The organism is Flavobacterium sp. (assembly GCF_035195345.1).
Classification (GTDB): Bacteria; Bacteroidota; Bacteroidia; order Flavobacteriales; family Flavobacteriaceae; genus Flavobacterium.
Genome location: NZ_CP136574.1, coordinates 826,043 through 852,505, shown reverse-complemented (window position 1 = coordinate 852,505; position 26,463 = coordinate 826,043). Strand labels below are relative to the sequence as shown.

Below are 26,463 nucleotides of genomic sequence, written 5' to 3'. Positions count from 1 at the left end.
TTCCTTTGAAAAAAGTCATTCAATGTATTAGAGCTATAGTAACCGTTTTTATATTCGGTTATTTGTTGTTGCATGGAAATGATTCTTTAGTTGTTCCTCAACTAATAAAAACAGCTTCTACAAAAGAATGTAATTCCCATTTTAGCCAAGGAAAAATCGATTTTAATCAGGAAGGCATTCAGAAAGAGTCAATTTCATTAAAAACCAGTCAAAATTATTCAGGTTCTAATGAAATTGTAAGAAAACAAATTCCTGCGTTTTTATTATTGACTTCTCCTATTCAGTTAGAATTATTAAATAAAAATAGTTTTGAAGTTTTTTTTGTAAAAAAGCATCTTCTCAATCTATTTTTTGGTACTTCAAGAATTATTTTTCCGTTTCATTATTTTTGGTAAAATTTATTTTAAATCTAGTTAATCTCAAATAAATTCAATATTTGAGAAGTTTTTTTATACACTTAATTTAAAATAAATTCAAAATGGATATTACCAACACTATAATCGGAATCGTATTTTTTTCATTAATCTTTATTCCTATTTTCATCATTAATAATAATGTTAGAAAAAGAAAAAATCAATTATTAAACACATTGAATGAATTATCATCTGACAAAAGCACAAAATTTTCAGATTGTGATTTTTGGACGAATAATTCTGGGATAGGCATTAAAGGGGACATGTTAGCTTTCTTCAGAAAAGGAGAAGATGCTCAGATTAACGAAGTTATTAATCTAAAAGAAGTTAAAAAATGCTCGTTAGTTCAATTTGATAAACACGGAAACGTTCCAAAAAGCAATTACGAAATTAATAAATTAGCTTTGTATTTAACGTTGAGCAATCACAAAGAGATCCATTTAGTTTTCTTTCATGCTGATGCTAAAAATTTCGTTATTGGAGAAGAATTTAGAATAGCAAAAAAATGGTTAGATGTTATTACAAGTAAAATCTAATAAGCAAAAAAGCCTCAGAAATGAGGCTTTTTTTTATGTTTTTTTTTAAAATTACTCAACAGTTATCTCAAAAACTTTATCCCAATTTTTACCTGTTACAAAATACGTTTTTGTTGCAGAATTGTAAGCAATTCCGTTTAAAACATCGATTTCTACATGCTTAGTTACCTTGTTTTTTAATTCGCTTAAATTGATAATCGCTTCAATTGAACCATTCTTAGGATTTATAATAGCAATAGCGTCTTTTTGGTAAATATTAGCCCAAATTTTCCCATTAACCCATTCTAGTTCATTTACTTGTTCAATTTTAGTGCCATTGGTGTAAACATTAATATAATCTTCAACTTTTAAAGTTTCTGGATTTAAAATATAGATTTTCTCAGAACCGTCACTCATGTATAGTTTTTCACCATCATTTGTAATTCCCCATCCGTCCATTTCGTAAGGAAATGTTTTTTCTAATTTGAAAGTTTTTGCATCATACACAAAACCTGTTTTTTCTTTCCAAGTCAATTGATAGATTTTGTCTTTTAAAATGGTAATGCCTTCTCCAAAATACATATCTTCTAACTTAATTTGTTCGGTTACTTTCCCAGTTTTAAAATCGGTTTTTCTTAAAGTTGATTCTTTGTATTGTCCCGTTCCTTCTAATAAAACGCCATTATAGAATTCAAAACCTTGGGTGTAAGCTTTAATATCGTGAGGATATGTATTGATTATTTTATAATTTAAAACTTTTGGTGCTTGGCTAGCATAAATAGAAAATCCCGAAGTAATATCAATGTTTTGTCCTTTAAAATACACTAAAGCCTTAATCGTTTGGTTGCCTAATTTTTGATTGCTCAATGCAAAAGGCAATTTTTCATTTCCTTTTACAGAACCAATTTTAATTTCGTTAATGTAGTAAACAACAGAATCTATTGTTTTGTTTTCTTTGTTTTGAAGAACTAAATCAATGCTTTCTTCAAGCTTAAGAATTGGTTTTATTGTTGAATTTTCAATCGAAAATAAATTTTTTAATGTATTTTCATCTTCTTTACAAGATGTAGAAATCACACCTAATACAATGAAAGCGAATAGCTTAACTTTTAACATGGTTGAAATATTTAATAAGGTAAATATACAATGATTTTTTATACTCACAATTGCCTTGCAAAAATATAAAAAGGTTGTATATTTGCACTGGCAAGTCCTACACGACCAGCTCCTGCAGACTCCTCCAGGGTGGGAACACAGCAAAGGTATGTGGTTGTAGCGGTGCGATGTAGGTCGCTTGCCATTTTTTATTTCTTTTGAATTGTTGTCCCGTTTGTTCGGGATTTATTATAAAATTATTTCTAATTGCAATATTAATTAAAAACGCCCAGAATTATTTCTGGGCGTTTTTAATTAGGTTTATATTATTAATTTACAATTATTTTCTTTGTAGCTAAAGCTTTTTCAGAAGCCAATTGAACTAAATAAAATCCACTTGACAAATTGTTTACTTTATAAGAATTATCTACCCTTACAGGATTTTTTATTTCTTTAATGATTTGTCCGTTGATGTTGTAAAAAATAATTGATTCTAACTCTTTTTCACTGGAAATAGTAACTTCATTATTAATTACCGGATTTGGATAAATTGAAATAGAATTTTCTAATACAAAGTTTTCAGAAGTTAATGTTGAGCATTGTGTTGGAAAAATTTGGCACAAATATTCTGGATGGTCAATATATGGGTTTCTATTATTTTGTCTTGCGTAAACAGCATTATTTCTATCAATTTCTCGTTGACTAACGGGGTCATTTAAATGCCATTTTAATAAAATATTTAAGAACGTATTTGTGTATACTTGATCAGATGTTCCATTAAACATGCTAAATGTAAACCCTGTAACTTGAGTTTCATATCTTGTACCAAAGTATAATAACATTCTAGCGATATCTCCTTTAAACTCATTTATTGGTTCAAAAACCGTTGAACTATATCCAGATGAATAGCCAGAATTTAAATTATTACCTTTTTTTGACCCATTAGAATAAGTATTTGATGCAGTAGCTACAACTCCAAAAGGTAAATCCCCTCTTTGTGCATTTACATATTTATCTGAAGGCACAACAAAATGTGCGTCTGAATACATTGGAGTAGCAGAACTGAAAGCTGATTGTGGAATTATATGTTCACGATTATATTTATCGCATTCTACAGATCCACCAGTTCCATTGTCTTGATTGGTACCATAAGTAAAAGCACACTCTGGGCCTGTTGGATTTTCAGTATACATATCTAACATAGTTCCATCATTTTCATAGTATGAATCAATATCAGAGGTGGTGTAAGTAATATATAATCCAGCATAACCTTGATCAAAAGCTATATGCTCAGATGATAACCCATCATTTACATTATCAATAATTTTTCTCAATTGCGTTTTTAAAGTTAATCCTGTTCCAGTTGCAGTAGCGTAATAGTTAGCTGGAATTTGTGCCATTCCAATTAAAGAACACAATAAAAATGTTAAAAGGATAATATTTTTTTTCATATTTTATTTATTTTTTCTTTCTAATAATGCCATGTAAAATCCGTCAAAGCCACTTTCGCTGGCTAAGACTTTTTGATCTTTGACAAAATTAAACTCTTTTCCAATTTCAGTGCTTAAGAAACGCTTAATTTGTTCTTGGTTTTCTGAAGGTAATACAGAACAAGTTGCATATACTAACTTTCCGCCTGGTTTTACAATCTTAGAATAATTCTCCAAAACTTCCGCTTGAATTTTCTTGATATTCTCAATGAATTCAGGTTGTAATTTCCATTTGCTATCTGGATTTCTTTTTAAAACACCTAATCCACTACAAGGAGCATCAATTAAGACTCTGTCTGCTTTTTCGTGTAACTTTTTGATTGTTTTAGTGCTTTCAATTACTCTTGGTTCAATGTTGAAAGATCCATTTCTTTTAGCGCGAATTTTTAATTGTTTCAATTTACTTTCGTATAAATCCATTGCAATTAATTGGCCTTTATTTTCCATTAACGAAGCCAAGTGCAATGTCTTTCCTCCAGCGCCAGCGCAAGTATCAACTACTCGCATTCCTGGTTTTACATCTAAGAAATAAGCAACTAATTGTGAAGAAGCATCTTGAACCTCAAACAATCCGTCTTTAAAAGCGTCAGTTAAAAATACATTTGCTCTTTCTGTTAAAATTAAAGCATCTGGATATTCTTTGTGAAACTCGGTTTCAATATTCAAATCCATCAAGATAGCTCTTAATTTTTCTTTTGTAGTTTTTAGGCGGTTTACTCTCAGAATAACCTTGGCTTGCTCGTTTTGCGCTGCCAATTCTTTGGTCCAAACTTCTTCGCCTAGCTCTTTAACCCCTAATTCATCCATCCAATCTGGAATAGACTCTTTAAATTTTCTAGTTTTGGTTAATTCATCAAATTTTCCTTTGATTCTTCTGACAGGAGTATCTTCAAAATACTTCCAATCGGGAAGGTTATAACCTCTTAATACAGCCCATACCGCAAATATTCTCCAGATTTTATCTCTGTCGAAAGGTTCTTTAACTTCAGCAATTTCAGTATATAAACGTTTCCATCTAACAATTTCATAAATTGTTTCAGCAACGAATTTTCGATCATGACTTCCCCAACGTTTGTCTTTTTTTAAAGCTCTTGCGACAACTTTATCGGCATATTCACCTTCATTAAAAATCGCCATAAGCGAATCAATTGTAGTGAATACTAAATTTCTGTGTAATCTCATTGTATATTTTAAATCAGCCCGAGAATTCGGGACGCAAAGATAGGAATAAAAATAAAAAAAGCTGTCAAATTTGACAGCTTTAATATTTATCCTCTTCCGCTAGATCTTGAACACGAATTCCTTGTGTTTGAATTGCTACTAGGGGTGCTACTTCTACCTTGTGAAGAACTTCCTCTTGAAGAACTACTTCTTGCTTGTGAATTTCCCTGATTTCCATTGGTGGATACAGAATTTCTAGTTCCAGAAGAATTGTTTCTATTCTCTGAATATACTCTTGTGCCTTCAGTTCTATTTCTTGTTTCAGATGAAACCCTAGGTGTTTCAGTATTTCTAGTTTCATTGTTGTATCTAGGACTATTGCCTTCAGTTCTAGTTCTTGGTGTTGTTGTATTTGTTGCTCGTGTTACACGTGGAGTATTGCTAGAGATTCTGTTGTTGTAACCATTCATTTCGTTATTGCCTCTAGGCGAACGAATAGTTCTGTTATTGTCTAATTCTTGTCGGTTGCTATATCCAGTGTTTCTGTTTGTAAATGAACGATTAGGATGCATTCTTTCGTACCCATTACCTCTTCTGCCATAATAATTATTATATACATTTCCACATCTTCTGTAACTTGCATAATGATACGAATGACCATAGTTGATGTGTACATGAATATGGTTTCTGTATCTAAAAATTGGGTATGGATTCCAATAACTGTAATAACTAGGATAATAATTCCAATACCATGATGAATAATACGGACGATAATTTCCTATCCAAAAAGTGTTATATATAATGGGTGTGTGCACATATACTGGTTCATAAATATAATTTGTTCCGTACATATAAACATCTCCAACCACTTGCACTTGTACTTGATTATCTCTATCTCGCGCCACTTCAATGGTTGCAACATCTTGAAAAACATCTTTATCTAAAACCGCTTGCACTACCACTAAATGGACATTGTCTTCAACCGATTCAATTACTCTTAAATAATCTACATAATTATCGTTATTTAAGTCTAAATTGGAAATTTGAGTTTTAGGGTCGTTTAATCTTCTTTCAAAATCTTCTAAATTGGAAGCATCACCAAAAATAGTAGCAACTGCTCTTAAATCTAAATTATCGCTAATATCAGAATTTGAAGCTTTTACAGTAGTTTTTTCTTGTGCTACAAGTACATTCATTGTTAAGGATGTAAGTATGCTTAAAGTAAGTAATTTCGTTTTCATAACAGTTGTTTTTGGTTAAACACTAATTTCATATATTCTATTATCCAATTTCTGTGCCAAAAAAAAATAAATATATTTATTTTACTGATTTTCAATTGTTTAAAATTTTTATTCTATGCATAAAATATATTCTCTTATATTTGGAATTATATTTCTATCTCATGAAAAACTATTTATTTATCCTTTTAATTTGTATTGGTTGTGCTTCAAAAAAAGAAATTGTTAGTCCAACATTTGAATCCAAAATTATTTCTACCGAAAAATTGAGTTGTAGAGCCATTCTTGTGGAGGCTGAAAAAGTTTGGATGGGAATGGATAAAGGCAGAATTGGCATTTATGATAGAAAAAAAGATACCTTAGTAATAAAATCGATTGCAAATGTTTCAAATACAACTGAATTTAGAAGTATTGCAAGTACAAAGCAAGCTATTTTTATCTTAGCCGTTGGAAATCCTGCAGTTTTAATTCGAATTGATAAAAATACGTTGGACGAAACGATTGTTTACAAAGAAGAACACGAAAAAGTTTTTTATGATAGCATGCAATTTGCTGATGATTTAAACGGTTTTGCAATGGGTGATCCAATTGAAAATTGTTTGTCATTTATTAAAACTAATGACGGCGGTACAACTTGGCAAAAAGTCAGTTGTTCTAATTTTCCAGTAGCTGCAAATGGCGAGGCTGCTTTTGCAACAAGTAATACCAATTTAATAGTAAAAGGAAAATCTATTTTTATGGTTTCTGGTGGTAAACAATCGAGAGTTTTTGTTTCTAACGATTTTGGTACTACATGGAAGGCTTACGAAACTCCAATTGTGCAAGGAGAGGAAATGACAGGAATTTTTACTGCCGACTTTTACGATGAGAAAACAGGAATGATTGCAGGTGGAAATTACACGAAACAAGAGCAAAATTGGGCGAACAAAGCTATTACAACAAATGGCGGTAAAACATGGAATTTAATTGCTGATAAACAAGCTTTTGGTTATGCATCCTGTGTTCAGTTTGTGCCAAATAGTAAAGGTAAAAAGATAATAGCTGTGGGAGGAACCGGACTTTATTATACTTCAGATTTTGGAAAATCGTGGCTTAAATTTTCTGAGGAGAAAGATTTTTACACGTTTAGATTTGCATCGGAAACCGTTTTTTTTGTTTCGGGGAAAAATAAAGTAGCTCGATTTGAAATGAAGTAAACTTTTATCAAGAGAAACTTATTTTTGTTCTTAAATAAAAAAAGCTGAAACGAGTTCAGCTTAGTAAGTTAGACTATTTGAATTAACCTCTTCTTCGATCTTTTATTTGTTTTAACAATGTTCTATTAAAATCATCTTCAGCTTTTTTTAGTTTGATGATTTTTTTTGCACTAATTACGCCTTGTAAATCTCTGATGAATTTTTTACGAAGGTTAAATAAGTTTTCTTCGATTGTTTCCATTTGAATCAATAGGCTAGAAGCGTCTTTTTCTGATAATTTCTCAACACTTCCAGGCTCAAATCGATCTAGAATGGCTCTCATTTTTTCATGACGCAATTCGGATTGTTTTTCATCAAATGCATTATATATTGGCCAAAATTTTTGTGCTTCTTCCGTTGTTAAATTCAATTGTTCAGTTATGTAAGCTATTTTTAATGCTTTCACTTTTTCTTTTTTTTCTCTAAATCCTTGCGAAAAGGATAATGTAGAAATTAACAAGAATACGATTGGATATATGATTTTTGTTTTCATAAAATTATTTTTTAATTCGTTATTCGTTTATTAAGTAATCTAAATTGGCTGATTCTGATAAATAATTTTCAATGGTTTCATCAGTAACATTATCATTGGTTAGTGCATTTTCCAATTCAGAAATATCTTCATCGGTTAAATGTTTTGTTAGTTCGGTTGTTCCAACACTTTGTTGTTCTGCTAAATAGTTTTCAATAGTTGCAGCATCTAAATTACTTTCTTTGGCCATATTAAAATATACTGGAATGGCAATAGCTAATAAAAATAGGGCAGCAATACTACTAATCCACACTTGTTTTCTGTAAAATAACGAAACGACTTTAACCTCATTTTTGGATGGATTTTTGGCTGAAATTTCTTGCATCATTTTAGCTTCAAATTGCTCAAAATAATGCTCTGGAGTTTTAAATCCAGTTGAAATTTTTTCGTTATTTTCTATATCAAAATTCTTCATGTTTATTAGACAAAAATAATGGTTAAAGGTTTAATTGGTATGTAAATATTCTTCTATTTTTTTTACCGCAATATGGTAACTAGCTTTTAATGCTCCAACAGATGTGGTTAAAATCTCAGACATTTCTTCGTATTTTAATTCTTCAAAATATCTCATTTTAAAAACTAATTGTTGTTTTTCGGGCAAAATAGCAATTGCTTTTTGGAGCTTTAATTGTATTTCATTGCCATCAAAAAAAACATCACTTTCTAATTTATTTATTGCTTTTTGTTGTACTTCCTCGTTAGAAATACCTTGTTTTTTTGCTCTTTGTTGCATAAAGGTAATAGCTTCATTCGTTGCAATTCGATACATCCATGAGAATAATTTGCTGTCGCCTTTAAAATTTTTAAGATTTGAAAATATCTTTATGAATGTGTTTTGAAGCACATCGTCGGCATCATCATGATTTAAAACCATGTTTCTGATTTGATTATACAATGGTTTTTGATATAATTGCAAGAGTTTTCGAAACGCTTCATTCTGCGTTTTTGGTTCTAATAATTCTAAAATAAATGCTTTTTCGTCTTGCAAAATAGAGTTCTTATTTACTTAAGACTAAAGATATTCAAAAAGGTTTAATTTTAATTTTTGTTTTCTTAAAAAAACGAGATGTAGTTTGTAACTTTGCTTTTTAAACCTACATTATTCTATGAAAGATTTAAGTAATTACAGGAAATCCTACGATAAAAGTGAATTATTGGAAAATCAAATTCCCGAAGATCCAATTAATTTATTTCATAGATGGTTTTACGAAGCAGAAGATTTAAATGCCGCCGATGAAGTCAATGCAATGACTGTCGCTACTATTGGTTTAGATGGTTTTCCAAAATCTAGAGTAGTTTTATTGAAAAAATTTAACGAAGAAGGTTTTATTTTTTATACCAATTATAATTCTGAAAAGGGAAAAGCAATACTCAACAATCCAAATGTTTGTTTATCTTTTTTTTGGCCTGGAGTTGAACGTCAGATTATTATCAAAGGAATTGCCGAGAAAACAGCTGATAGTATTTCCGATAATTATTTTGCTTCACGTCCCGATGGAAGTAAATTAGGGGCAATTGTGTCGCCTCAGAGTGAAGTAATTCCAAATCGAGAATTTTTAGAAAATAATTTAAAGGAATTAGAACAAGAGTGGGAGGGAAAAGAAATTTTGCGACCTGCGCATTGGGGAGGTTTTTTAGTTCGCCCAGTAGCTGTAGAGTTTTGGCAAGGAAGACCAAATCGTTTACACGACCGAATTCGCTATCAATTAACTAACGATTTTGATTGGACTATAGAGCGTTTGTCGCCTTGATGTTTGCTTAAAGGTTAAAAGGTTACTTTATGCAGCTTTTAGAAGTGTTGAAGAATCACTAAATAATAATCATTCTATTCATTAGGTGTAGTCATTAAAGCAAACTGCGGTTAGTGGATAATTTTTTATTTAAATTCATTAAGTTTATCATTTGGTAAATCGTATTCATAAATTTTGTGGTTTTCAATATCATAATAAATCCATTGCATTAGAGTGAAATGACTTTCAAAACTATAGCCAATACCTAAAACTTCGTAAGCTCTATTGTTCATCGTTTGCTCTTCAATAGAGTATTCGATTTCCTCCTTTTTCTTTACGCGACTTTTAATCGACTCATTTTTGGAATTTGCAATATAGTATTGCGCAACTAAATAAAGTTTGTTTAGATAGTCATCAGAATAGCCATCTTCTCCGCTCCAATGATATTTCATTTCTTTATTATAGGTTTTTATAAATTTTGAAAGAGTGCCATCTTGTATTTTTTTGATAGAAATAAGTTGATTTATAATCTGTGCTGATTCATCATCTCCCGCCAAATAAACGGTATCTTTTTTCCATTGGATTTCGCAAATATCTCCTCTATATAAAATGCTGTAGTCAATATCACCAGTTATAAAGACAAAATCTTCGCCTTCTTTTTTTGAATAGAGTAAGTTATTATCACCCTCATCGGTGTATTCAACGAATTCAAATTTATCTTTTAATGTTTCTACTTTTTTTGAGGTTTTGTGAATACCGTTTTCTATCACGGTGGAATTATTAGATTCCTTATGCTGGCATGAAAAAAGTAGAACAATAATTATGATATAGCTTAATTTATATTTGTTTATCTTTTTTTTTATTTGTAATTGTTCGGTTTTTAAAACTATCATTTTTCCAACTTAGGTTATTGATTTTTAATTGTTTTAGGTGGTTTCCCAAAAAAGCCACTGGTAATTCGTTATTTTGATTAACTATATTTTCATCCGAACTAGAATAGATTGTGAAATCCAAAGAAGCAGAATTTATATTTGGGTTTGATAAAAGGCTTTCTAATTCATCAAAATATTTATACGGGAAATAAATTGCATCTTTACTTTGATTGCTTAATTTATCCCAATCTTTATCAGAAACATCGAACGAAATTCCATAAATTCCTTTTAAATTTTTTTACTTTATTTTTAATATCGCCTTTACCATTTCAAATAAATCCCTTGACACTACATTTCTTGAAATCACTGTTAGTGGCTAGCATATTATTCTTGTTGAATCCATTCGTATTTGTCATTTTTTAGATAAATTATTCCACCGCCACAACTTTCTTCAGCATGTATAAATATTCCATCGTTTAAAAGTTTGATTTTATCAGATTCTTTTATTTCCTTTTCTGATAAGATATCTCCTTCTTCATTTACATTATTCCAATAAGTTTTATTTTTCGGTGCTTTTTCAAATATTCCTACCCAATCAATTTCATTGAATCCTTGCTTTAAAATATCATTTCCCATTCCAAAATAATCTGTTCTTTTTCCATTTCCGAATACTATTCGTAATCCACTTTTTCCACTTTTTGTACTTCTAACAATTTCGCCAGTTTCATTCAGTTTATCTCCGTCTAAATCACAAGTAATTTTATTGATTTTATGTTTTTTAGATAGTTCAATTGTATTATTAACTTTTTTCTCAACTTCTGTTTTCTGTTGTTTCTCGTTTTCTTTTTTACAAGAAAAAAGAGTAATTACAATTAGTGATAATATTACAATTCTCATACATTTATTTTTTATTTAAATATTATCTAATACTTGTTTTAGGAAGTTCTTTCAAATTATTAAATCTTATTTTTCGATATGATTGATTTCAATTTCAAAGTCGTCATCAATATCAATGTAAGCAATACAAATGAAATTAATCCATAAACTATTAAAGCTTGTTCGTTATAGACAACTAAAGTTTTTTTATCAAAATAGTTTCCTTCTGAATTGTAATCCATTCTAATTCGAGTATAAATCAACCAACTAAATAATGCAGTCAATAGGGCAAGAATAATAATCAGTACTATAAGAGTTTTAGCTTTCATTTAATTAAGATTCTTGAGTCTCCGATAAGCTTGTGGTTAACGTTCCGCGGCTTGCTTTCAGTGGCGTTGAACCAACACCAAGCCATTACAAATATAACAAAACATTCCATTCAGCAGCGGATTTTCCGTAGGAAAATCCGGAAGTAGCCATTGAAGCAAACCGCGGTTAGCAGTTACCATTTTATTCGTTTAGCCGATTTTCTATATCCATTTGTTGATGTAGAATTCGGATAATCTCTAACTCACTTTGTTTTTCGTTGATTTTGTAGAAAATAAAATGGGATTTGACCTGAGAACGTAAATAATCTTTTCTGACATGGCTAAAATCAGAACCAGAATTTGGTTTTTGACATAGATATTCTATTTCATCAAAAATCAAATTCAAATACCTGTCAGCTTGTTCTGCAGACCAAGTTTCAATTGTATAAAGCCAAATTTTTTCAAGATCATTTGATGCTTCTTTACTTATTTTGTAAATCATTTACACAAATGTTTGTTATGTAAATCCTTTAAAAAAGTATCTCTGTTAAAATCTTTTACAAATCCAGATTTTTCTCCTTTTTTAAGTTCTTTGATAAGTTCAGCTTTTTTTGATTCTTCTTGCTCAAACATTCTTAATGCAGTTCTTACAACTTCGCTTGCTGAAGAAAACCGACCACTTCTTAATTGCTGATTAATAAAATCATCAAAATAATCTCCTAATAGTATTGATGTGTTTTTTGCCATGACAAATAAATTTAAAAAGCAAATATACCAAGTTTTGGTATAATATCAAATTTTACGGAGATTTTTTATGGTTACCGCTAACGTTCTGCGGCTTGCTCTCAGTGGCGTTGCACCAACACCAAGCCATTACAAATATAACAAAACATTCCATTCAGCAGCGGATTTTCCGTAGGAAAATCCGGAAGTAGCCATTGAAGCAAACCGCTGTTACCAGTAGTTTTTAGTGTGAAAATTTTACTTCAAATAATTTTAACATTGATTCAACAGTTCTCTTGTCATTAATCATTGTAATATCTTTTATTTTAGATTTTAAATGATTTTCAAATACTTTTACAACTATTATTTTATTTTTTTCATCATAATATAAAGTCCAATTTTCCCATTCTTTTATTTTGGATGGTTTATAATCGATTATATATTCATTTACAATATTTAAAAATTCATTTTCGCTATAACTTTCTAAATGTTTAAAATTTACAGATAATAGCGTGCTGTCTTTTTTTGAGAAATGGAAAAGCACTTGTTCTAAATCATTAACACTTTTTGTTTCTATAAATGATTCTTCTGAATCTAAAGGAGAATATTTTGATTGAATTTCTTTATAATTGACTTTAAATTGTGAAAATGAATTACAAGTAAAAACTAAAAATAAAATAACGATTTTTTTCATCTTTTCGTTTTTTTTTTAAATTACTGCTAACGGTTTGCAGATTTGCGATGGGCGGGCTTTTCAGCACAAATGTTCATTCGGAGAACTGAACTTCCTGTAACCACAAAACTGTCTGCGGAGCACGAAACCCCGCCTATTGCAAATGTGCTGTTATAGCCAGTTGTTTTTCTCATTGTATGTGTCCGTCCGATAAACAAGGTTCTGCGTAACCAATAGTCTCTTGCGTTTCTAACTCGTCTAACTTTTTCTTTATGCTTTTATAGTCAACAGTTGAAGGGATTTCCATTGAAAAATATCCTTCATTAACTTTTTCCGAAACACAACCAAGTTCTTTGAATGTGTCTCGGATTTGATTTATGTCTTTTGACTTGTCCATTAACACAATTTGAACTGTAGAGTTGCCTGAATATTCTACTGTCTTGCGATAAGTAAACATTTGTTCATGGTCGTCAAATTTCGCAAACACAATGTCGTCTGAAGCTACAAGTGGTGAGTAAAATGGAATGCTATCGAGCTTGTAAAGTTCTTTTTCTTTGTCAACAAATGTCGCCCACATTATCTCGACCGATTCTTCGTCCAAGACGTCACAGTGAAAGCGGAATAATATTTTAATGTAATTGTCGTCTTTTGCGTCATTATATTTACTCAGATTTTTTCTGTTTTCTCCCTTTCAAAACTTTTTTCTTGAGAGATGATTTTTTTGCTAATGATGCCAAGTCTGAATTTGGGTCATTAAACTGTTCATCAAGTTCTCTTTTGGTTAGTCCTTTAAGGTCTTTGTGTGTCGTATGAATACTTCTTGACATATTGGTCGTTTTACAATTGGCTATAACGTTATGAGGCTTGCTTTCAGTGGCGTTGCACCAACACCAAGCCATTACAAATATAACAAAACATTCCATTCAGCAGCGGATTTTCCGTAGGAAAATCCGGAAGTAGCCATTGAAGCAAACCGCTGTTGTAAACAGTTTTAATTAACCATCCCAAACATCAAAGTCAATAACTGTATTATTTTCGTTAAAGTATAAAGTCAATCTACCAGTATTTATTCCGTTATGCGAATAGCCTAAATAATAAGAGAGTTCGTTTTTAGTTTCAGAATCGGGTTTGCCTAATAATTTATGAATTTCGTTTTTAGTCATGCCTTTCAATTCGTAGTTTTTACGCAAACTATTCATCATGTCCCAACGTAGAGACCATTCTTCTTCGGTATTTTCCCAATTTTTCCATTTTTCTGAGTCAAATTTTTCTCCAGATATTTTTCCACGCAAAGAAAATCCTGTAATAATTAGAATTGAAAAAAGTAATATCGCTATTTTAGTTTTTTTACTCAAAGTTTTTTCAAAATTGTTTACAACGTTCCGCCGCTAGCCGACTGTGGCGGTCAAAGCGAAACAATTTTTCCTTACTAAGATAAACGTTTTTCGTGTAAACCAAACGCCAAACTAGCACTTACCAGCCATAGCGGCTAGCGGCTGTTACATGCAGGCTTTTTATTTATAATACAACTTTTCAATCTCCTTATCACTTAAGAATTCAAATTCATTCAGAAAAGCTGCGCCATTTCCTCCATTCGGATTTCTATAACCAATCACAATTCCTTTCTCAGTTGATTCCGCTTGAATTATGACGACTAATTCTTTTATGTCATTATCTTCATTTGTCAGAAAAGCTAGTTTTGGTAAATCAATTTCATATGGATAATGTTGAGCAACATTTTTAATACAGAAAACAGCAATACCATTTTTTGCCTCATTTTCGGTAGCGATCTTGCCATTAATCACCGGAATTGATTTCCACGAATTAATTTCAAATGCGGGCCATTTATTTTCGTTATCGTTTTTCATTTAAGTTCTGGTCAGGTAAGCTTGCATGTAACGGTCGGGTATTTGCGAAGAAGCGGTTAAATATGCCGAAACTTCGATTAAGCACCAAAGTTAATAAATAATTACTGAACTTTGGTTAAGCACTTAACCCGCTTTTTTGCAAATACCTTGTTGGCAGTAGTATTTTTATTCATACAATAAGCCCAATTCATTTTTTATGTCTTTTCTTTCTGTTAATTTTGTTGGATTTACACTCCAATTTTCTGCAATTTTCATTACCAACTCTTCATCTGCAAAAATTAAATCTTCTCTATCCCAATAATTTTCATCTTCTGCTTCTTTAGAAAACGAATTAAATAAATTTAAATCTTTTTCGATTTCGCTCGGATTCCCAAAAACTTTAATGTTTTCTCCTCTTTCTCCAATATATGCATAAATTCGTTCTGTTTTTCCATTTATCGATTTCATCCAATTATGATATTCTACAACACGATGAGTTCCGAAAAATTGAGCTTCTCCAAATTCCGAACTTAATTTATTTATTAATATTTCAAGTTCTTCAATACTTTCTTTTGTATCACCAGAAACTAATTTCATTCCAACCGCCAAAGTCCATTCTCCTATTTGTGGTGTTATATAAACTGAATTTTCATAGGCATTTTCTATTCCACTTTTCCAGTTTGAAAGTTTAGGATTTTTGAAGTTAAGAATTTAAGCTATTCTTTGTTTATTATTGGTTTTTACTGCAATCCAAACTATTTTGTAACCAAAATCAATTGGATTGTCGTTTTCAGTCAAAATTAACTTTGATTTAGGTTTGTATTCTGCTGTAATTCCATTTCGTTTAGCAAACCAAATTGATAAAGCAATAAAAGCAATTATTCCAATTATTAATGTTGTTTTCATTTTTACGTGTAATATTACTGCCAACGTCATTCAGCTTGTTGCAGTTGCAAAATTAATAACTAAAAATTACAAAAATTATGGACTATTCAATTAAAATTTTACAAGATAACCTTGACAAACTTAATAGTAGATATGAAAGATTTGTATCTAATGGCTCTGTTGAAATAACAAGTATTATTGCTTTAGATAACAGAAAAAAAGCACGTCATTTAGAACAAGCCATTACTGAACTAAACCAAGCCTTGCAATTGCAACAAACTGGTGTTATGCCTCGTTTTATTTCACTTGTAACTTCTTTTGATTTTAATTCTATTAATGAAAAAATAGATTGGTTAGGTATACAAAGAGAAGATATAATTTCTTTACAGCATACAAAAAACGATGGTTTCTGCCTATACTATTTCAAAAATGAGGCATAACGTTCCGGCGCTTGGCGAGGTTGCGAACTTCGGAACCGATTATTTTCTATTAAAGATAAAATTTCTTGCGAAATGTAAACGTGAATTTACAACAAAATTCGCAATCTTGCCAAACCCCTGTTATCCTCATTTTATAATTGCCAGTTCTTAATTGCACTTAAAGTGTTGTATTCATTGACTTTATTAAATTTGACAATGCAATTTTAAGCATAAAAAAGCAATGAAATACTTGTTTTGTTGTACCCAATGTTGTACCTTCGTATCACGATGCACCCAATTGAAAACCCAGTATTTACAATACTTTCACTCGTTTGCATTGCTTTACAAATATAGTACAACATTTCTAATTTCCTAACACTATGGCATCAATTAAACTAATTTTAAGAACACACCAGGCAGACCAAACCGGACACAGCCCTTTGTACATTCGAATTATAAAAGATAGAAAAACGAAATTTATCACTGCTGGAGTGAAGCTCAAAGAGAACGAGTGGGATGAAGTAAAGCAGAAAGTAAAAAAGAACCATCCCAACAGCGCGAGGATGAATGCTGCATTATCTCAAAAAATTGCAGATGCTGAAGGTCAGGTTGCGGATATGGAAAGAAAGATAAAAACCGTTTCCATCAAAAAACTAAAAGAAGCCATCAAGGGAAAAGAAGTGCCAAACTTTTTTCAATATGCTTATGCTCGATGTGAAAAAATAAAAGGTAGCGTTTCGTTTGGAACTTATAAAAATTATATGCTTTACACAAAGAAATTTGAAAATTATGTAGGCAGCAAGGATGTTTATTTTGATGATATTACGGTGTCAGTTTTAAAGGACTATATGGCTCATATGGGAAATATTCTAAAAAACGGAGCAACGACACAACGCTATTCAATAATGATCTTGGCGATAATGTTCAAGGAAGCTATTAAAGAAGACATCATTCCAGAATATATGTATCCATTCAACAAACTGACATTAAAAAAAGATACCGAGAAAAGAGTATTCCTAAACAAAGACCAAATCGAAAAACTAACCAATTTAGACCTCAAAGAAGGAAAGAAAGCGGATTTATGGAGAGATTTATTCCTATTCTCAATTTATGCCGGAGGATTAAGATTTAGCGATGTTATCGAGCTGCAATACACCAATTACAATAGCGAAGAGCAAAGAATAAAAAAAGTAATCCGTAAAACAGGAAGATTACACCAGTTTAAAATTGGTAAAGTGGCGATTGATATTTTGAATAAATACATCAAAGAAGATGCACAACCAGATGATTATATTTTCCCAATTATTACAGATAAAAAATCATACAACAAGAGTGAAGAAATACGTTATTTCATTTCACAAAGAGAAAATCATTCTGCAAATTTCCAACTCAACCGAATGGGTAAAATGTTGAAACTACCGTTTCCACTTTCGTTCCATTTATCGCGACACAGTTTTGCAACAAATGCGTTAAATAATGGAATGAGAATTGAGCACGTTTCTAAATTAATGGACCACACAGACATCAGTACAACGCAGATATATGCTAAAATCATTAGCGAAGAATTAGACAAAGCAGTTGACAGTTACATTTTCTAAATAACGTGTAAAGTCCCTATTTTATTGACTTCATCCGATTGTTAATAACTTCATTTAAAATCCTTTAACAAGGATTTTTTTTATTTTCTACATTTGCAAAATAGAAATCTAGTAATTTTTAAAGCAAACAAATCGAAAAAAAGATGATTGCTCTTTATAAGCCAAACAGCAACAAGAAAACATCAAATTTTAAACCGCTTTTAATTACAATTTTTAAGTAAATGAATAACAAAAAAGACATACTACAATTTGAATTCAAAGGATCAAAATATGCAAACCGCAGAGTTTGTAGAATTATTGGCAGTGCCACAGGCACAAGCCAAAAATCCTTTATTTGATATTATTGTCGAAGACAAAATCAACATTCAAAACTATTGCAATGCCTTAATTGCAAAAATTCTAGAACTCAAACAATCTCATTTTCCTGCATTTATCGATTATCAATTCAACCTGGTGAAGAACCCAGAAGTATGGATTTGTAAACTAGAAAAACTATTAGCCAACAATGAAGCTTTTTTCAGCTCCAAAACGGCAATGAGTAGATACAATAAATTATACATCTTAATCGAAAAAAAACGAACAGAGCTGCAATCTTCGAGAGTAAAAGAGCCAGTTGCAAAAACTCCAAAAAGACTAATAAACGCAGAAAGTGAAGAAAGATATTTCTCATTTTCAGAGGTTAAAAAACACATCGCTACTCTAACTAATTATCCAGATAAAATACTTTATTTGAATGAAGAAATTTGTGAGTATAAGCAATCAGAAGTATATTTTATCAATAACAAACTATTGGATTACAAAAAACAATGCAAAGCTTTACTGAAACAAATCCAAAATGAAAAAATCTTAAAATGTCAATTAGAGAAAGAACAAGCTGAAGAGAAAAATAAAATAGCTTTAGAGAAAAAGCCAACATTAAAAATTCGTTTGAATGGTCCAATTAATATTTTAACGGATGCTTACAAACAAATGATGTATGAGGTAAAGCCAAATGGGAAACCTTACATTGAGTATAAGATAAAAGAAATTGCAAAATTTATTTGTGATAATTATTTAGACGAAAATGGAAATGAACTTTCAATGCTTACAATTCAAACGTATTTATCGCCAACTCGAACCGATAAGAACCCAAATAATGATTGGAAAATAAAACTATAGTCCGATTTTTTCTAAAATTAACATTTCAACTTTTCAACATCCATAAGGGCTAACAAACTTTTTAGTCCGATAAGACCAAATAAGTCTAATCGGACTTTTTTTGATTTCGTCCATTTGCACCATAACAATTTAAAACTTTTAAAAATGGATGCAATTATCTTCACAAAAGACCAGTTCACAGATCTAATGAGCAAATTAGACACTATTCAATCTCAAATTTCTATCAAGGCAGACCCTAAGAAAGAAACCTTTTTAGACAATCAAGAATTTCTATTATTGATGAAAATTTCAAAACGTACAGCTCAAACCTGGAGAGACGAAGGCAAAATTTCATTCAGTCAAGTAGGAAACAAAATCTACTACAAACTTTCTGATGTTGAAAAGCTATTGCAAGAGCATTACAACAAATCATTTAAAGGACGATAGTATGAGCAGCTGCAACGGAACTTGTGAGTTTTGCGATTGCAAAACTCACAAAAATGAGAACCAACAACTGCCAACCAACAACTATCAACTTTAAACTATGGTAACAATATTCAAGAATTTCAAAGAAGTTGTAGAACACAAAACAATTGCAACAATTTTGGAGGAAATTAAAACCGGAAAGTACAAACCCGGCATAATTTACTTGCGTAAATCTTTATCTGAAAAAAAAGAAGAAGCATACAACAAAGCCAAAAAATCACTTCCAGCATTCACACCTTCAGGAAAATTTGTTGGTGGTCGTAAATTGGAATTCCTAACAGAGTATTCAAAGTTTATAATCTTAGACATCGACAAATTAAGTACAAACGATTTACAAAAATCAAAAAGTATAGCTGCACAAAGTGAGTTTACTTATGCGTGTTTTATTAGTCCTTCTGGAAACGGTTTAAAAATTTTAGTAAAAATAGAAACGCCAAAAACCGAACATAAAGAAACGTTCCTAAAAGTTCAAGCTTATTACGAGAATATTTTAAAACTAGAAATCGACAAATCAGGAAAAGATTTAACGAGGTTATGCTTTTATTCCTGGGATGAAAATCTATATCTGAACGAGAACGCTTCCACATTTGTCACATCGAACGAAGTTGCGATGCCTTTGATTGAAACACAGCCAGAACCTAAAGCCAAAATCTCTGAACCTATTTTAGATTACGATGCTATTTACAACCACTGCATAAAATTCACTGAAAAAAAAGTACAATTTGTGAATGGTAGTCGCAACGTATTCGTACACCAATTGGCGTGTAACCTAAATCGAAAAGGAGTAGCATTGCAAGAAGCACTAGGATATATTTTAACCGATTTTGGATATGATGAAAAAGAAGTAACACAAGCTGTCAACAGTGCTTACGGAAATATTCACGAGTTTGGAAAGAACGAGAAATTTGAACAACCAAACAAATCAAAAAAGAAAGATAATTTTTCAATTACAGATACTACTGAAGACGACGACGAAGACAAACCAAAACCAACGCAAATAGACCGTTTAGAGCTGTTTTTATCAACAAGATATGTATTTCGTCATAATATCGTTTCTGGCAAATTAGAGTTTCAATATTTCGGTAAAAAGAAATGGAATGTGATGAATGACTTTATAGAAAATTCAATGCTTCGCGAATGTCTAAAAGGAAGAATTAAAACAAACCTGTCATCATTAAGAAACTTATTGTATTCTGATTTTTGTGAGCTGTTCAATCCATTTGAAGATTACTTTTTTAATTTACCAACCTATGATGAAAAGACCGATTACATAACAGAATTAGCAAATACAATAACAACTACAAAACAAGACCTTTGGCAGCAATGTTTTAAAAAGTGGTTAGTGGCTATGGTGGGTTGTGTTCTTGATGATAAAGTAATCAATCACACCGTTATTGTCTTTAGTGGCAAACAAGGATTAGGAAAAACAACTTGGGTGGAGAAGCTAGTTCCCAAACAATTGAAAGAATATCTATTTTCCGGAACCATAAACCCAAACAATAAAGATACGTTGGTACAACTAGCGGAATGTATGTTAATCAACTTGGACGAATTAGAAAACTTAAACCGTTCTGAAATAGGATCACTAAAAGAAATCATTACCAAAACCCAAATCAGAATGAGAAAAGCCTACGGTCACAACAACGAAACTATGCCAAGACGCGCATCATTTGCCGGAAGTGTTAACACAGCTCAGTTCTTAAACGACAGTACAGGAAGCAGAAGGTTTCTTTGTTTTGAGTTGGAAGGCATAAAATACCAGCACGATGTAGATATTAATATGGCATTTTCACAAGCTTTGTTTCTTTTCAAAAGTGGTTTTAGATTTTGGTTTGACCAGGAAGAAATCAAGAACATTACAGCCAATAATGAACAGTATCAGTTACACAGCCCAGAAGAAGAATTATTATTAACTTGGTTTGAACCTTGCGAAAGAGGAAAGGCTAATGTTTTCCTAAATGCTTCTCAAATAGCAGCCAAACTGGCTGAAAAAGCTAAAATAAACATTACAGACGGAACAGTCAACAAATTAGGAAAAGCACTCAAGAAACATAATTTTATTCGTTTTAACACAAAAAATGGTTATGTGTATGCACTCAACGAGTTTAGTTATGAAGAAGTTGATAATAAAAATAAGGAACTAAAAGAATAAGTTCAACAGATAAAAATTAAGGGTGCAATTTGCACCTTTTTTTATTGTTTTGAATTGATAAGATTGATAACCAAATTTTGCCATAAACAGTTGAAGTTTTTTTCTTTAAAAATAATCAAGACATAATAATATAAATTAACGCAATTCAATAAATCAATACAATCAGTTTGCATCAAAATAACCAAATAAATCAGTTTTTTATAAAACCATAAAATAAAAAAATGTTTACCTCATTTTTTGCTTATCAATCTTATCAATTCATTCTAAAGCATCAAAAAGCAAATAAATGAACTTATGATTATTGTCAATTAAATAAAATCCCTATTTTTACATCCGTGAAATTTTTAAACTACATATTATCAATCTATCTTGTGGCACTATCGTGTTTGCCTTGTGCTGATATAGAAGTAAGCAGTGCAGCACATAAAGCTACTGAAATTGCTTCTAATCACGATGACCACTCACACAATAAAAAAAATGATCTATGTTCACCTTTTTGTATTTGCAATTGTTGTGGACAGCAAATCTTAAATTTTAGTCAAGAAATAGCACCTCAGTTTAGAAAAATTGCAACAGAAATAACTACTCAAATTCCTGCCTATAAATCCATACTTACTTCTAATTTCTACGGAAGTATTTGGAAACCACCTCAAATAGCATAATGAAGCCCGAGTAATTTCGGGTTAGAAAGTTGTGACCTTTTCACAAATAATAGCAAAAGCAATTTTGCTAATCTTCTAATTCATTATACCATTTCAATGTTAGACAAAATCATACAATTCAGTATCAAGAATAAGTTTATAATACTCTTATTTACTTTAGTTCTAGTAGCTTGGGGAAGCTATTCTATAAAAAATCTACCACTCGATGCGTTGCCTGACGTGACTAATAATCAGGTACAAATTATTACAACTGCTCCAACTTTAGCTAGTCAAGAAGTCGAGCAGTTAATTACCTATCCTTTAGAACAATCGGTAAAGACTATTCCAAAAGTAATTGAATTACGAAGTATTTCTCGTTTCGGATTATCGGTTGTTACTGTAGTTTTCAAAGACGATGTTGATATTTTTTGGGCAAGAGAACAAATATTTCAACGCCTTCAAGAAGCAAAAGAAAATATCCCTGTCTATGCAGGTACTCCAGGTTTAGCACCTATCTCAACAGGATTGGGAGAAATTTATCAATATGATGTCTATGCTAAAAAAGGCTATGAAGACAAATATGATGCAATTAAATTACGAACCATTCAAGATTGGATTATCATTCCGCAATTACAAGGCATTGAAGGTGTTGCCGAAGTCAGCACTTGGGGTGGAAAATTAAAACAATATGAAATCGCTGTAAATCCAAATACATTAAATAGTTTGGGTGTAACTATTACAGAAATCTTTGATGCACTAGAAAAAAACAATCAAAATACCGGTGGTGCATACATCGAAAAAGACCAATACGCTTACTTCATTCGTGGTGTGGGAATGGCAACAGGGATTAAAGATTTAGAAAACGTAGTAGTCAAAAACAGGAATGGAGCACCAGTGTTAATTCGTGATGTCGCTACAGTCCGAGAAGGCATTGCACTACGATATGGTGCTTCTACAAAAGATGGTAAAGGAGAAATTGTTTGTGGATTAGCATTAATGTTAAAAGGCGAAAATTCCAGTGCTGTGGTAGATCGAGTGAAAGAAAAAATGGCTCAGATAAACAAAACACTTCCAGAAGGAGTGGTTGCAGAAGCATTCATTGACAGGGGTAAATTAGTAGATAATGCCATAGGAACAGTTACTAAAAACCTATTGGAAGGAGCATTAATAGTAATTTTTGTATTGATATTATTTTTAGGTAATCTTCGAGCAGGGTTAATTGTAGCATCGGTAATTCCACTATCGATGCTTTTTGCAGTAATCTTAATGAACTATTTTGGCGTAAGTGGAAACCTAATGAGTTTAGGCGCAATCGATTTTGGTATCATAGTCGATGGGGCAGTTATTATTGTAGAAGCCACAATGCACCATTTGCAAAAACTCAATCGACAAAAAGATTTAACCCAAGCAGAAATGGATAGCGAAGTTTATAAATCGGCTTCAAAAATTCGTAATAGTGCCGCTTTTGGCGAAATTATTATCTTAATTGTTTATTTACCAATATTTGCACTAGTCGGCACAGAAGGAAAAATGTTTAAACCAATGGCAATGACAGTAGGTTTTGCAGTAATCGGAGCATTCATTTTGTCATTAACTTATGTGCCAATGATGAGTGCAATGTTCTTATCAAAAAACACCGAACACAAACCCAACTTTAGCGATAAAATGATGGCGTGGTTCGAAAAAATTTACACACCGTTTTTAGATAAAGCGTTACGTTTCAAAAAAGCAGTTTTAGCCATTTCGTTAGCACTATTTGTTTTTGCAGTTATTGTTTTTCAAAATATGGGTGGCGAATTTATTCCAACCATCGAAGAAGGAGATTTGGCAATCAATGCAACTATTATGACAGGAAGTTCGCTCTCGCAAATGGTGGAAACCACAACCAAATACGAAAAAATATTAAAAGCAAAGTTCCCAGAAATTAAAACTATTGTTACTAAAATTGGAAGCGGAGAAATTCCAACCGACCCAATGCCAATAGAAAGTGGCGATTTAATTATTGTTTTAAAAGACAAATCAGAATGGACATCTGCTGACAATTGGGAAGATTTAGCCAATTTGATGAAAGAAGAAATGGAAGCTATTCCTGGAGCGAATATCGAAATTTCTCAACCTATTCAAATGCGTTTCAACGAATTAATGACAGGAAGCCGAAGCGATATAGCCATTAAAATTTTTGGTGATGATTTAGAAGTTTTAGATACTAAAGCCAATGAATTAATAGGTAAAATCAATAAAATAGAAGGTATTGGAGATTTAAAAGCCGATAAAGTAACAGGACTTCCTCAAATCACAGTCAAATACGATTATAATAAAATTGCTTTATATGGTTTAAATATTGCCGACATCAATCAAATTATACGTTCTTCTTTTGCAGGCGAAAGCGCAGGTAAAATCTACGAAGAAAGCAAACGTTTTGATGTTGTCGTTAGAATGAACAAAGACAATCGTAGCGACATAACGGATGTTTCTAATCTGTTTATTCCATTACCAAACGGACAGCAAGTACCACTTTCGCAAGTAGCTTCTATCAATTACGAACAAGGTCCAGTGCAAGTTTCTCGTGAAAATGGTAAACGTAGAATTACAATAGGTTTAAATGTTCGTGGTCGTGATGTAAAAAGTGTTGTCGAAGAAATTCAACAAAAATTAGAAACCAGTTTTAAACTTCCTGCTGGGTATTATGTTACGTATGGAGGACAATTTGAAAATTTGGTGGAAGCCAACAAACGCCTTTCGGTAGCTTTACCAATCGCTTTAGGATTAATTATGGTGTTGTTATTTTTTACTTTCAATAGTATGAAACAAGCCGCATTAATTTTCACAGCCATTCCATTATCAGCAATCGGTGGCGTTTTTGCACTTTGGTTACGAGGAATGCCATTTAGTATATCAGCAGGCATTGGATTTATTGCTTTGTTTGGAATAGCTGTGTTGAACGGAATTGTGCTAATCTCCTATTTCAACCAACTCAAATCCGAAGGGATAACCGACCCATTACAACGGGTTTTAATAGGTACAAAAACCAGACTTAGACCAGTATTAATGACTGCTGCGGTTGCTTCATTAGGATTTTTGCCAATGGCATTATCAACTAGTGGTGGAGCCGAAGTACAAAAACCATTAGCAACGGTAGTTATTGGCGGATTAGTTTCGGCAACATTACTAACCTTAATCGTTTTACCAATACTTTATTTATTATTTGAAAAGGGAATTAAAAGAAGAAAAAAAATGTCAAATCCAATTGTAACAATACTCGTTTTGTTAATTAGTAGCTTTTCGTTTGCTCAAAACAGTCAAACAATAACATTAGAAAAAGCTATTGAAAAAGCAAAAGCAAATAACATCGACTTAAAAATCGCGGATAAGGAAATTGAAAAACAAACTGTTCTAAAGAAAACAGCATTTCAAGTAGATCCTTTGCAAGTGCAATACCAAGGCGGACAATTCAATAGTGTCGATTACGACCACAACGTTTCTATTCAACAATACTTTCCAATTGGTAAAATCACAAAAGCCAATCGCCAACTGCAAGAGGAATTAGCCAAATTGGCTGAAAAACGAAAAGCATTAACGGAGTATGAAATTGAAAAAGCCGTATCATTAGCATACTATCAATATTTATATGGAATTTCTATTCAAAAGTTAAATAATGAGTTGTTCGAGATTTATGCTAAATTCCTTAAAAATGCAGAGCTTCGTTTTCAAATCGGAGAAAGTGGCAACATTGAAGTAATCAGTGCTAAAGCCAAATCGAAAGAAATCGAAACCCAAAAAGCACAGTTAGAATATGACTTGGTAGTTTATCAAAAGCAATTGCAATATTTCATTCAAACAGATGAAAACATAGTTCCTGATGCCAATACACCATTGCAATATGCTAATCCAACAACGAGTAAAGATGACAAAATACAAGGATTAGTAAACGATTATTACACACAGCAAATTTCAGTGTATCAAAAGGAAGCCAATACGTTCAAAGCAATGCGAACTCCTAAATTAGGTTTGGGGTATTTTGGTCAAACCATCGATACAAAATCCTATTTTCAGGGTTTTACTGCCGGATTGCAAATTCCTTTATTTGGTGGTGCAAATACAGCAAAAGCCAAAGCATCAGAAATTAGTATTTCGCAATCGCAATTAGAATTAGATAAAAGCAAATTGACTTTGAAATTACAGAAAGAAGAACTACAAAATGAGTTTGAAAAACAGAAAAAAGCACTTGTATATTACCAAAACGAAGGATTGCAATATGCCGAACAAATTATTACAACGGCTCAAAAAAGCTATGCCAATGGTGATATGAGTTACTGGTCATACATTAGTTTTTTAAACCAAGCCATTGACATCAAAAAGCAAAATGCCGAAGCCGTTAATACTTACAATCAAAGTGCTATTCAATTGCAATTCCCATCATTCAACAACAATTAATAT

Annotated in this window: 29 protein-coding genes and 1 other RNA gene; 12 read left to right on the top strand and 18 right to left on the bottom strand. The window is 31.5% G+C overall.

The window, feature by feature from the left end; all coding sequences use genetic code 11:
- Positions 1–5 precede the first annotated feature (5 nt).
- Together RSE15_RS04095 and RSE15_RS04090 are read left to right on the top strand one after the other, a co-directional pair.
- Complete coding sequence (locus RSE15_RS04095) at positions 6–395, top strand: hypothetical protein (RefSeq protein WP_324069693.1); 390 nt, start codon at positions 6–8, stop codon at positions 393–395.
- Positions 396–478: 83 nt separating this feature from the next.
- Complete coding sequence (locus tag RSE15_RS04090) at positions 479–949, top strand: hypothetical protein (protein WP_324069692.1); 471 nt, start codon at positions 479–481, stop codon at positions 947–949.
- Between the two features lie 51 nt (positions 950–1,000).
- Here the strand turns inward: RSE15_RS04090 and RSE15_RS04085 are convergent, their stop codons facing one another.
- Positions 1,001–2,044: a glutaminyl-peptide cyclotransferase gene (locus tag RSE15_RS04085; RefSeq protein WP_324069691.1), complete on the bottom strand. Its 1,044-nt coding sequence runs from the start codon at positions 2,042–2,044 to the stop codon at positions 1,001–1,003.
- A gap of 88 nt (positions 2,045–2,132) precedes the next feature.
- On the opposite strand from RSE15_RS04085, the gene ffs reads away from it, so the two are divergent.
- Positions 2,133–2,231: signal recognition particle sRNA small type (ffs, locus tag RSE15_RS04080), an RNA gene on the top strand.
- Positions 2,232–2,352: 121 nt separating this feature from the next.
- On the opposite strand, the gene RSE15_RS04075 is transcribed toward ffs, so the two are convergent.
- The 3 genes from RSE15_RS04075 to RSE15_RS04065 all read right to left on the bottom strand — a co-directional run bounded on the left by RSE15_RS04075 (position 2,353) and on the right by RSE15_RS04065 (position 5,915).
- Complete coding sequence (locus RSE15_RS04075) at positions 2,353–3,474, bottom strand: endonuclease (RefSeq protein WP_324069690.1); 1,122 nt, start codon at positions 3,472–3,474, stop codon at positions 2,353–2,355.
- A 3-nt stretch (positions 3,475–3,477) separates the two neighbouring features.
- Positions 3,478–4,695, bottom strand: coding sequence for an RsmB/NOP family class I SAM-dependent RNA methyltransferase (locus RSE15_RS04070; RefSeq protein ID WP_324069689.1), 1,218 nt, complete (start codon positions 4,693–4,695; stop codon positions 3,478–3,480).
- 86 nt (positions 4,696–4,781) lie between these two features.
- On the bottom strand, positions 4,782–5,915 hold the full coding sequence (locus RSE15_RS04065) for a hypothetical protein (protein WP_324069688.1): 1,134 nt from the start codon (positions 5,913–5,915) through the stop codon (positions 4,782–4,784).
- Positions 5,916–6,076: 161 nt separating this feature from the next.
- On the opposite strand from RSE15_RS04065, the gene RSE15_RS04060 reads away from it, so the two are divergent.
- Positions 6,077–7,108: a WD40/YVTN/BNR-like repeat-containing protein gene (locus RSE15_RS04060; protein ID WP_324069687.1), complete on the top strand. Its 1,032-nt coding sequence runs from the start codon at positions 6,077–6,079 to the stop codon at positions 7,106–7,108.
- An 82-nt stretch (positions 7,109–7,190) separates the two neighbouring features.
- Here the strand turns inward: RSE15_RS04060 and RSE15_RS04055 are convergent, their stop codons facing one another.
- The 3 genes from RSE15_RS04055 to RSE15_RS04045 are packed head-to-tail and all read right to left on the bottom strand — an operon-like array spanning position 7,191 to position 8,667.
- Positions 7,191–7,640 (bottom strand): sensor of ECF-type sigma factor, encoded by a 450-nt coding sequence (locus RSE15_RS04055; RefSeq protein WP_324069686.1) that lies wholly within the window; start codon positions 7,638–7,640, stop codon positions 7,191–7,193.
- 19 nt (positions 7,641–7,659) lie between these two features.
- Entirely contained in the window at positions 7,660–8,094 is a 435-nt protein-coding gene (locus tag RSE15_RS04050) for a hypothetical protein (RefSeq protein ID WP_324069685.1), read from the bottom strand.
- A 30-nt stretch (positions 8,095–8,124) separates the two neighbouring features.
- A complete protein-coding gene (locus RSE15_RS04045; protein ID WP_324069684.1) occupies positions 8,125–8,667 on the bottom strand; it encodes an RNA polymerase sigma factor in 543 nt (180 codons plus the stop codon).
- Between the two features lie 118 nt (positions 8,668–8,785).
- Here RSE15_RS04045 and pdxH point away from each other — a divergent pair, with 118 nt between their 5' ends.
- Positions 8,786–9,430, top strand: coding sequence for a pyridoxamine 5'-phosphate oxidase (pdxH, locus tag RSE15_RS04040; protein WP_324069683.1), 645 nt, complete (start codon positions 8,786–8,788; stop codon positions 9,428–9,430).
- Positions 9,431–9,555: 125 nt separating this feature from the next.
- On the opposite strand, the gene RSE15_RS04035 is transcribed toward pdxH, so the two are convergent.
- The 11 genes from RSE15_RS04035 to RSE15_RS03985 all read right to left on the bottom strand — a co-directional run bounded on the left by RSE15_RS04035 (position 9,556) and on the right by RSE15_RS03985 (position 15,614).
- A complete protein-coding gene (locus RSE15_RS04035; protein ID WP_324069682.1) occupies positions 9,556–10,179 on the bottom strand; it encodes a hypothetical protein in 624 nt (207 codons plus the stop codon).
- Positions 10,180–10,665: 486 nt separating this feature from the next.
- Positions 10,666–11,178, bottom strand: coding sequence for a hypothetical protein (locus RSE15_RS04030; protein WP_324069681.1), 513 nt, complete (start codon positions 11,176–11,178; stop codon positions 10,666–10,668).
- Positions 11,179–11,667: 489 nt separating this feature from the next.
- Positions 11,668–11,967, bottom strand: coding sequence for a type II toxin-antitoxin system RelE/ParE family toxin (locus RSE15_RS04025; protein ID WP_133606404.1), 300 nt, complete (start codon positions 11,965–11,967; stop codon positions 11,668–11,670).
- Positions 11,964–12,212 carry a type II toxin-antitoxin system ParD family antitoxin gene (locus RSE15_RS04020; RefSeq protein WP_324069679.1) on the bottom strand — a complete coding sequence of 83 codons (249 nt, stop codon included), beginning with the start codon at positions 12,210–12,212 and terminating at the stop codon, positions 11,964–11,966. The genes RSE15_RS04025 and RSE15_RS04020 overlap by 4 nt, the downstream gene beginning before the upstream one ends.
- 220 nt (positions 12,213–12,432) lie before the next feature.
- Positions 12,433–12,882, bottom strand: coding sequence for a hypothetical protein (locus tag RSE15_RS04015; protein ID WP_324069678.1), 450 nt, complete (start codon positions 12,880–12,882; stop codon positions 12,433–12,435).
- Between the two features lie 169 nt (positions 12,883–13,051).
- Positions 13,052–13,462 (bottom strand): DUF4265 domain-containing protein, encoded by a 411-nt coding sequence (locus tag RSE15_RS04010; RefSeq protein ID WP_324069677.1) that lies wholly within the window; start codon positions 13,460–13,462, stop codon positions 13,052–13,054.
- A 61-nt stretch (positions 13,463–13,523) separates the two neighbouring features.
- Positions 13,524–13,688 (bottom strand): hypothetical protein, encoded by a 165-nt coding sequence (locus tag RSE15_RS04005; RefSeq protein ID WP_324069676.1) that lies wholly within the window; start codon positions 13,686–13,688, stop codon positions 13,524–13,526.
- Positions 13,689–13,856: 168 nt separating this feature from the next.
- Positions 13,857–14,216: a hypothetical protein gene (locus tag RSE15_RS04000; RefSeq protein ID WP_324069675.1), complete on the bottom strand. Its 360-nt coding sequence runs from the start codon at positions 14,214–14,216 to the stop codon at positions 13,857–13,859.
- Between the two features lie 159 nt (positions 14,217–14,375).
- Positions 14,376–14,729 (bottom strand): hypothetical protein, encoded by a 354-nt coding sequence (locus RSE15_RS03995; RefSeq protein ID WP_324069674.1) that lies wholly within the window; start codon positions 14,727–14,729, stop codon positions 14,376–14,378.
- A gap of 165 nt (positions 14,730–14,894) precedes the next feature.
- The gene (locus RSE15_RS03990; protein WP_324069673.1) at positions 14,895–15,305 is read right to left on the bottom strand and encodes a hypothetical protein; all 411 of its coding nucleotides are present in this window, start codon (positions 15,303–15,305) and stop codon (positions 14,895–14,897) included.
- 114 nt (positions 15,306–15,419) lie between these two features.
- Positions 15,420–15,614, bottom strand: a complete 195-nt coding sequence (locus tag RSE15_RS03985; protein ID WP_324069672.1) for a hypothetical protein — start codon at positions 15,612–15,614, stop codon at positions 15,420–15,422.
- 77 nt (positions 15,615–15,691) lie between these two features.
- Here RSE15_RS03985 and RSE15_RS03980 point away from each other — a divergent pair, with 77 nt between their 5' ends.
- The 7 genes from RSE15_RS03980 (at position 15,692) to RSE15_RS03950 (ending at position 26,460) form a co-directional block, all read left to right on the top strand.
- Positions 15,692–16,033: a hypothetical protein gene (locus tag RSE15_RS03980; protein WP_324069671.1), complete on the top strand. Its 342-nt coding sequence runs from the start codon at positions 15,692–15,694 to the stop codon at positions 16,031–16,033.
- 359 nt (positions 16,034–16,392) lie between these two features.
- Positions 16,393–17,610, top strand: a complete 1,218-nt coding sequence (locus RSE15_RS03975) for a tyrosine-type recombinase/integrase (RefSeq protein WP_324069670.1) — start codon at positions 16,393–16,395, stop codon at positions 17,608–17,610.
- 270 nt (positions 17,611–17,880) lie between these two features.
- On the top strand, positions 17,881–18,768 hold the full coding sequence (locus RSE15_RS03970) for a hypothetical protein (RefSeq protein WP_188601943.1): 888 nt from the start codon (positions 17,881–17,883) through the stop codon (positions 18,766–18,768).
- A gap of 144 nt (positions 18,769–18,912) precedes the next feature.
- Complete coding sequence (locus RSE15_RS03965; RefSeq protein ID WP_103727006.1) at positions 18,913–19,194, top strand: helix-turn-helix domain-containing protein; 282 nt, start codon at positions 18,913–18,915, stop codon at positions 19,192–19,194.
- Positions 19,195–19,291: 97 nt separating this feature from the next.
- Positions 19,292–21,385 (top strand): VapE domain-containing protein, encoded by a 2,094-nt coding sequence (locus RSE15_RS03960; RefSeq protein WP_324069669.1) that lies wholly within the window; start codon positions 19,292–19,294, stop codon positions 21,383–21,385.
- Between the two features lie 371 nt (positions 21,386–21,756).
- Positions 21,757–22,047 carry a DUF6660 family protein gene (locus RSE15_RS03955; RefSeq protein ID WP_324069668.1) on the top strand — a complete coding sequence of 97 codons (291 nt, stop codon included), beginning with the start codon at positions 21,757–21,759 and terminating at the stop codon, positions 22,045–22,047.
- A 96-nt stretch (positions 22,048–22,143) separates the two neighbouring features.
- Positions 22,144–26,460, top strand: a complete 4,317-nt coding sequence (locus RSE15_RS03950; protein ID WP_315176716.1) for a CusA/CzcA family heavy metal efflux RND transporter — start codon at positions 22,144–22,146, stop codon at positions 26,458–26,460.
- Positions 26,461–26,463: the final 3 nt, after the last annotated feature.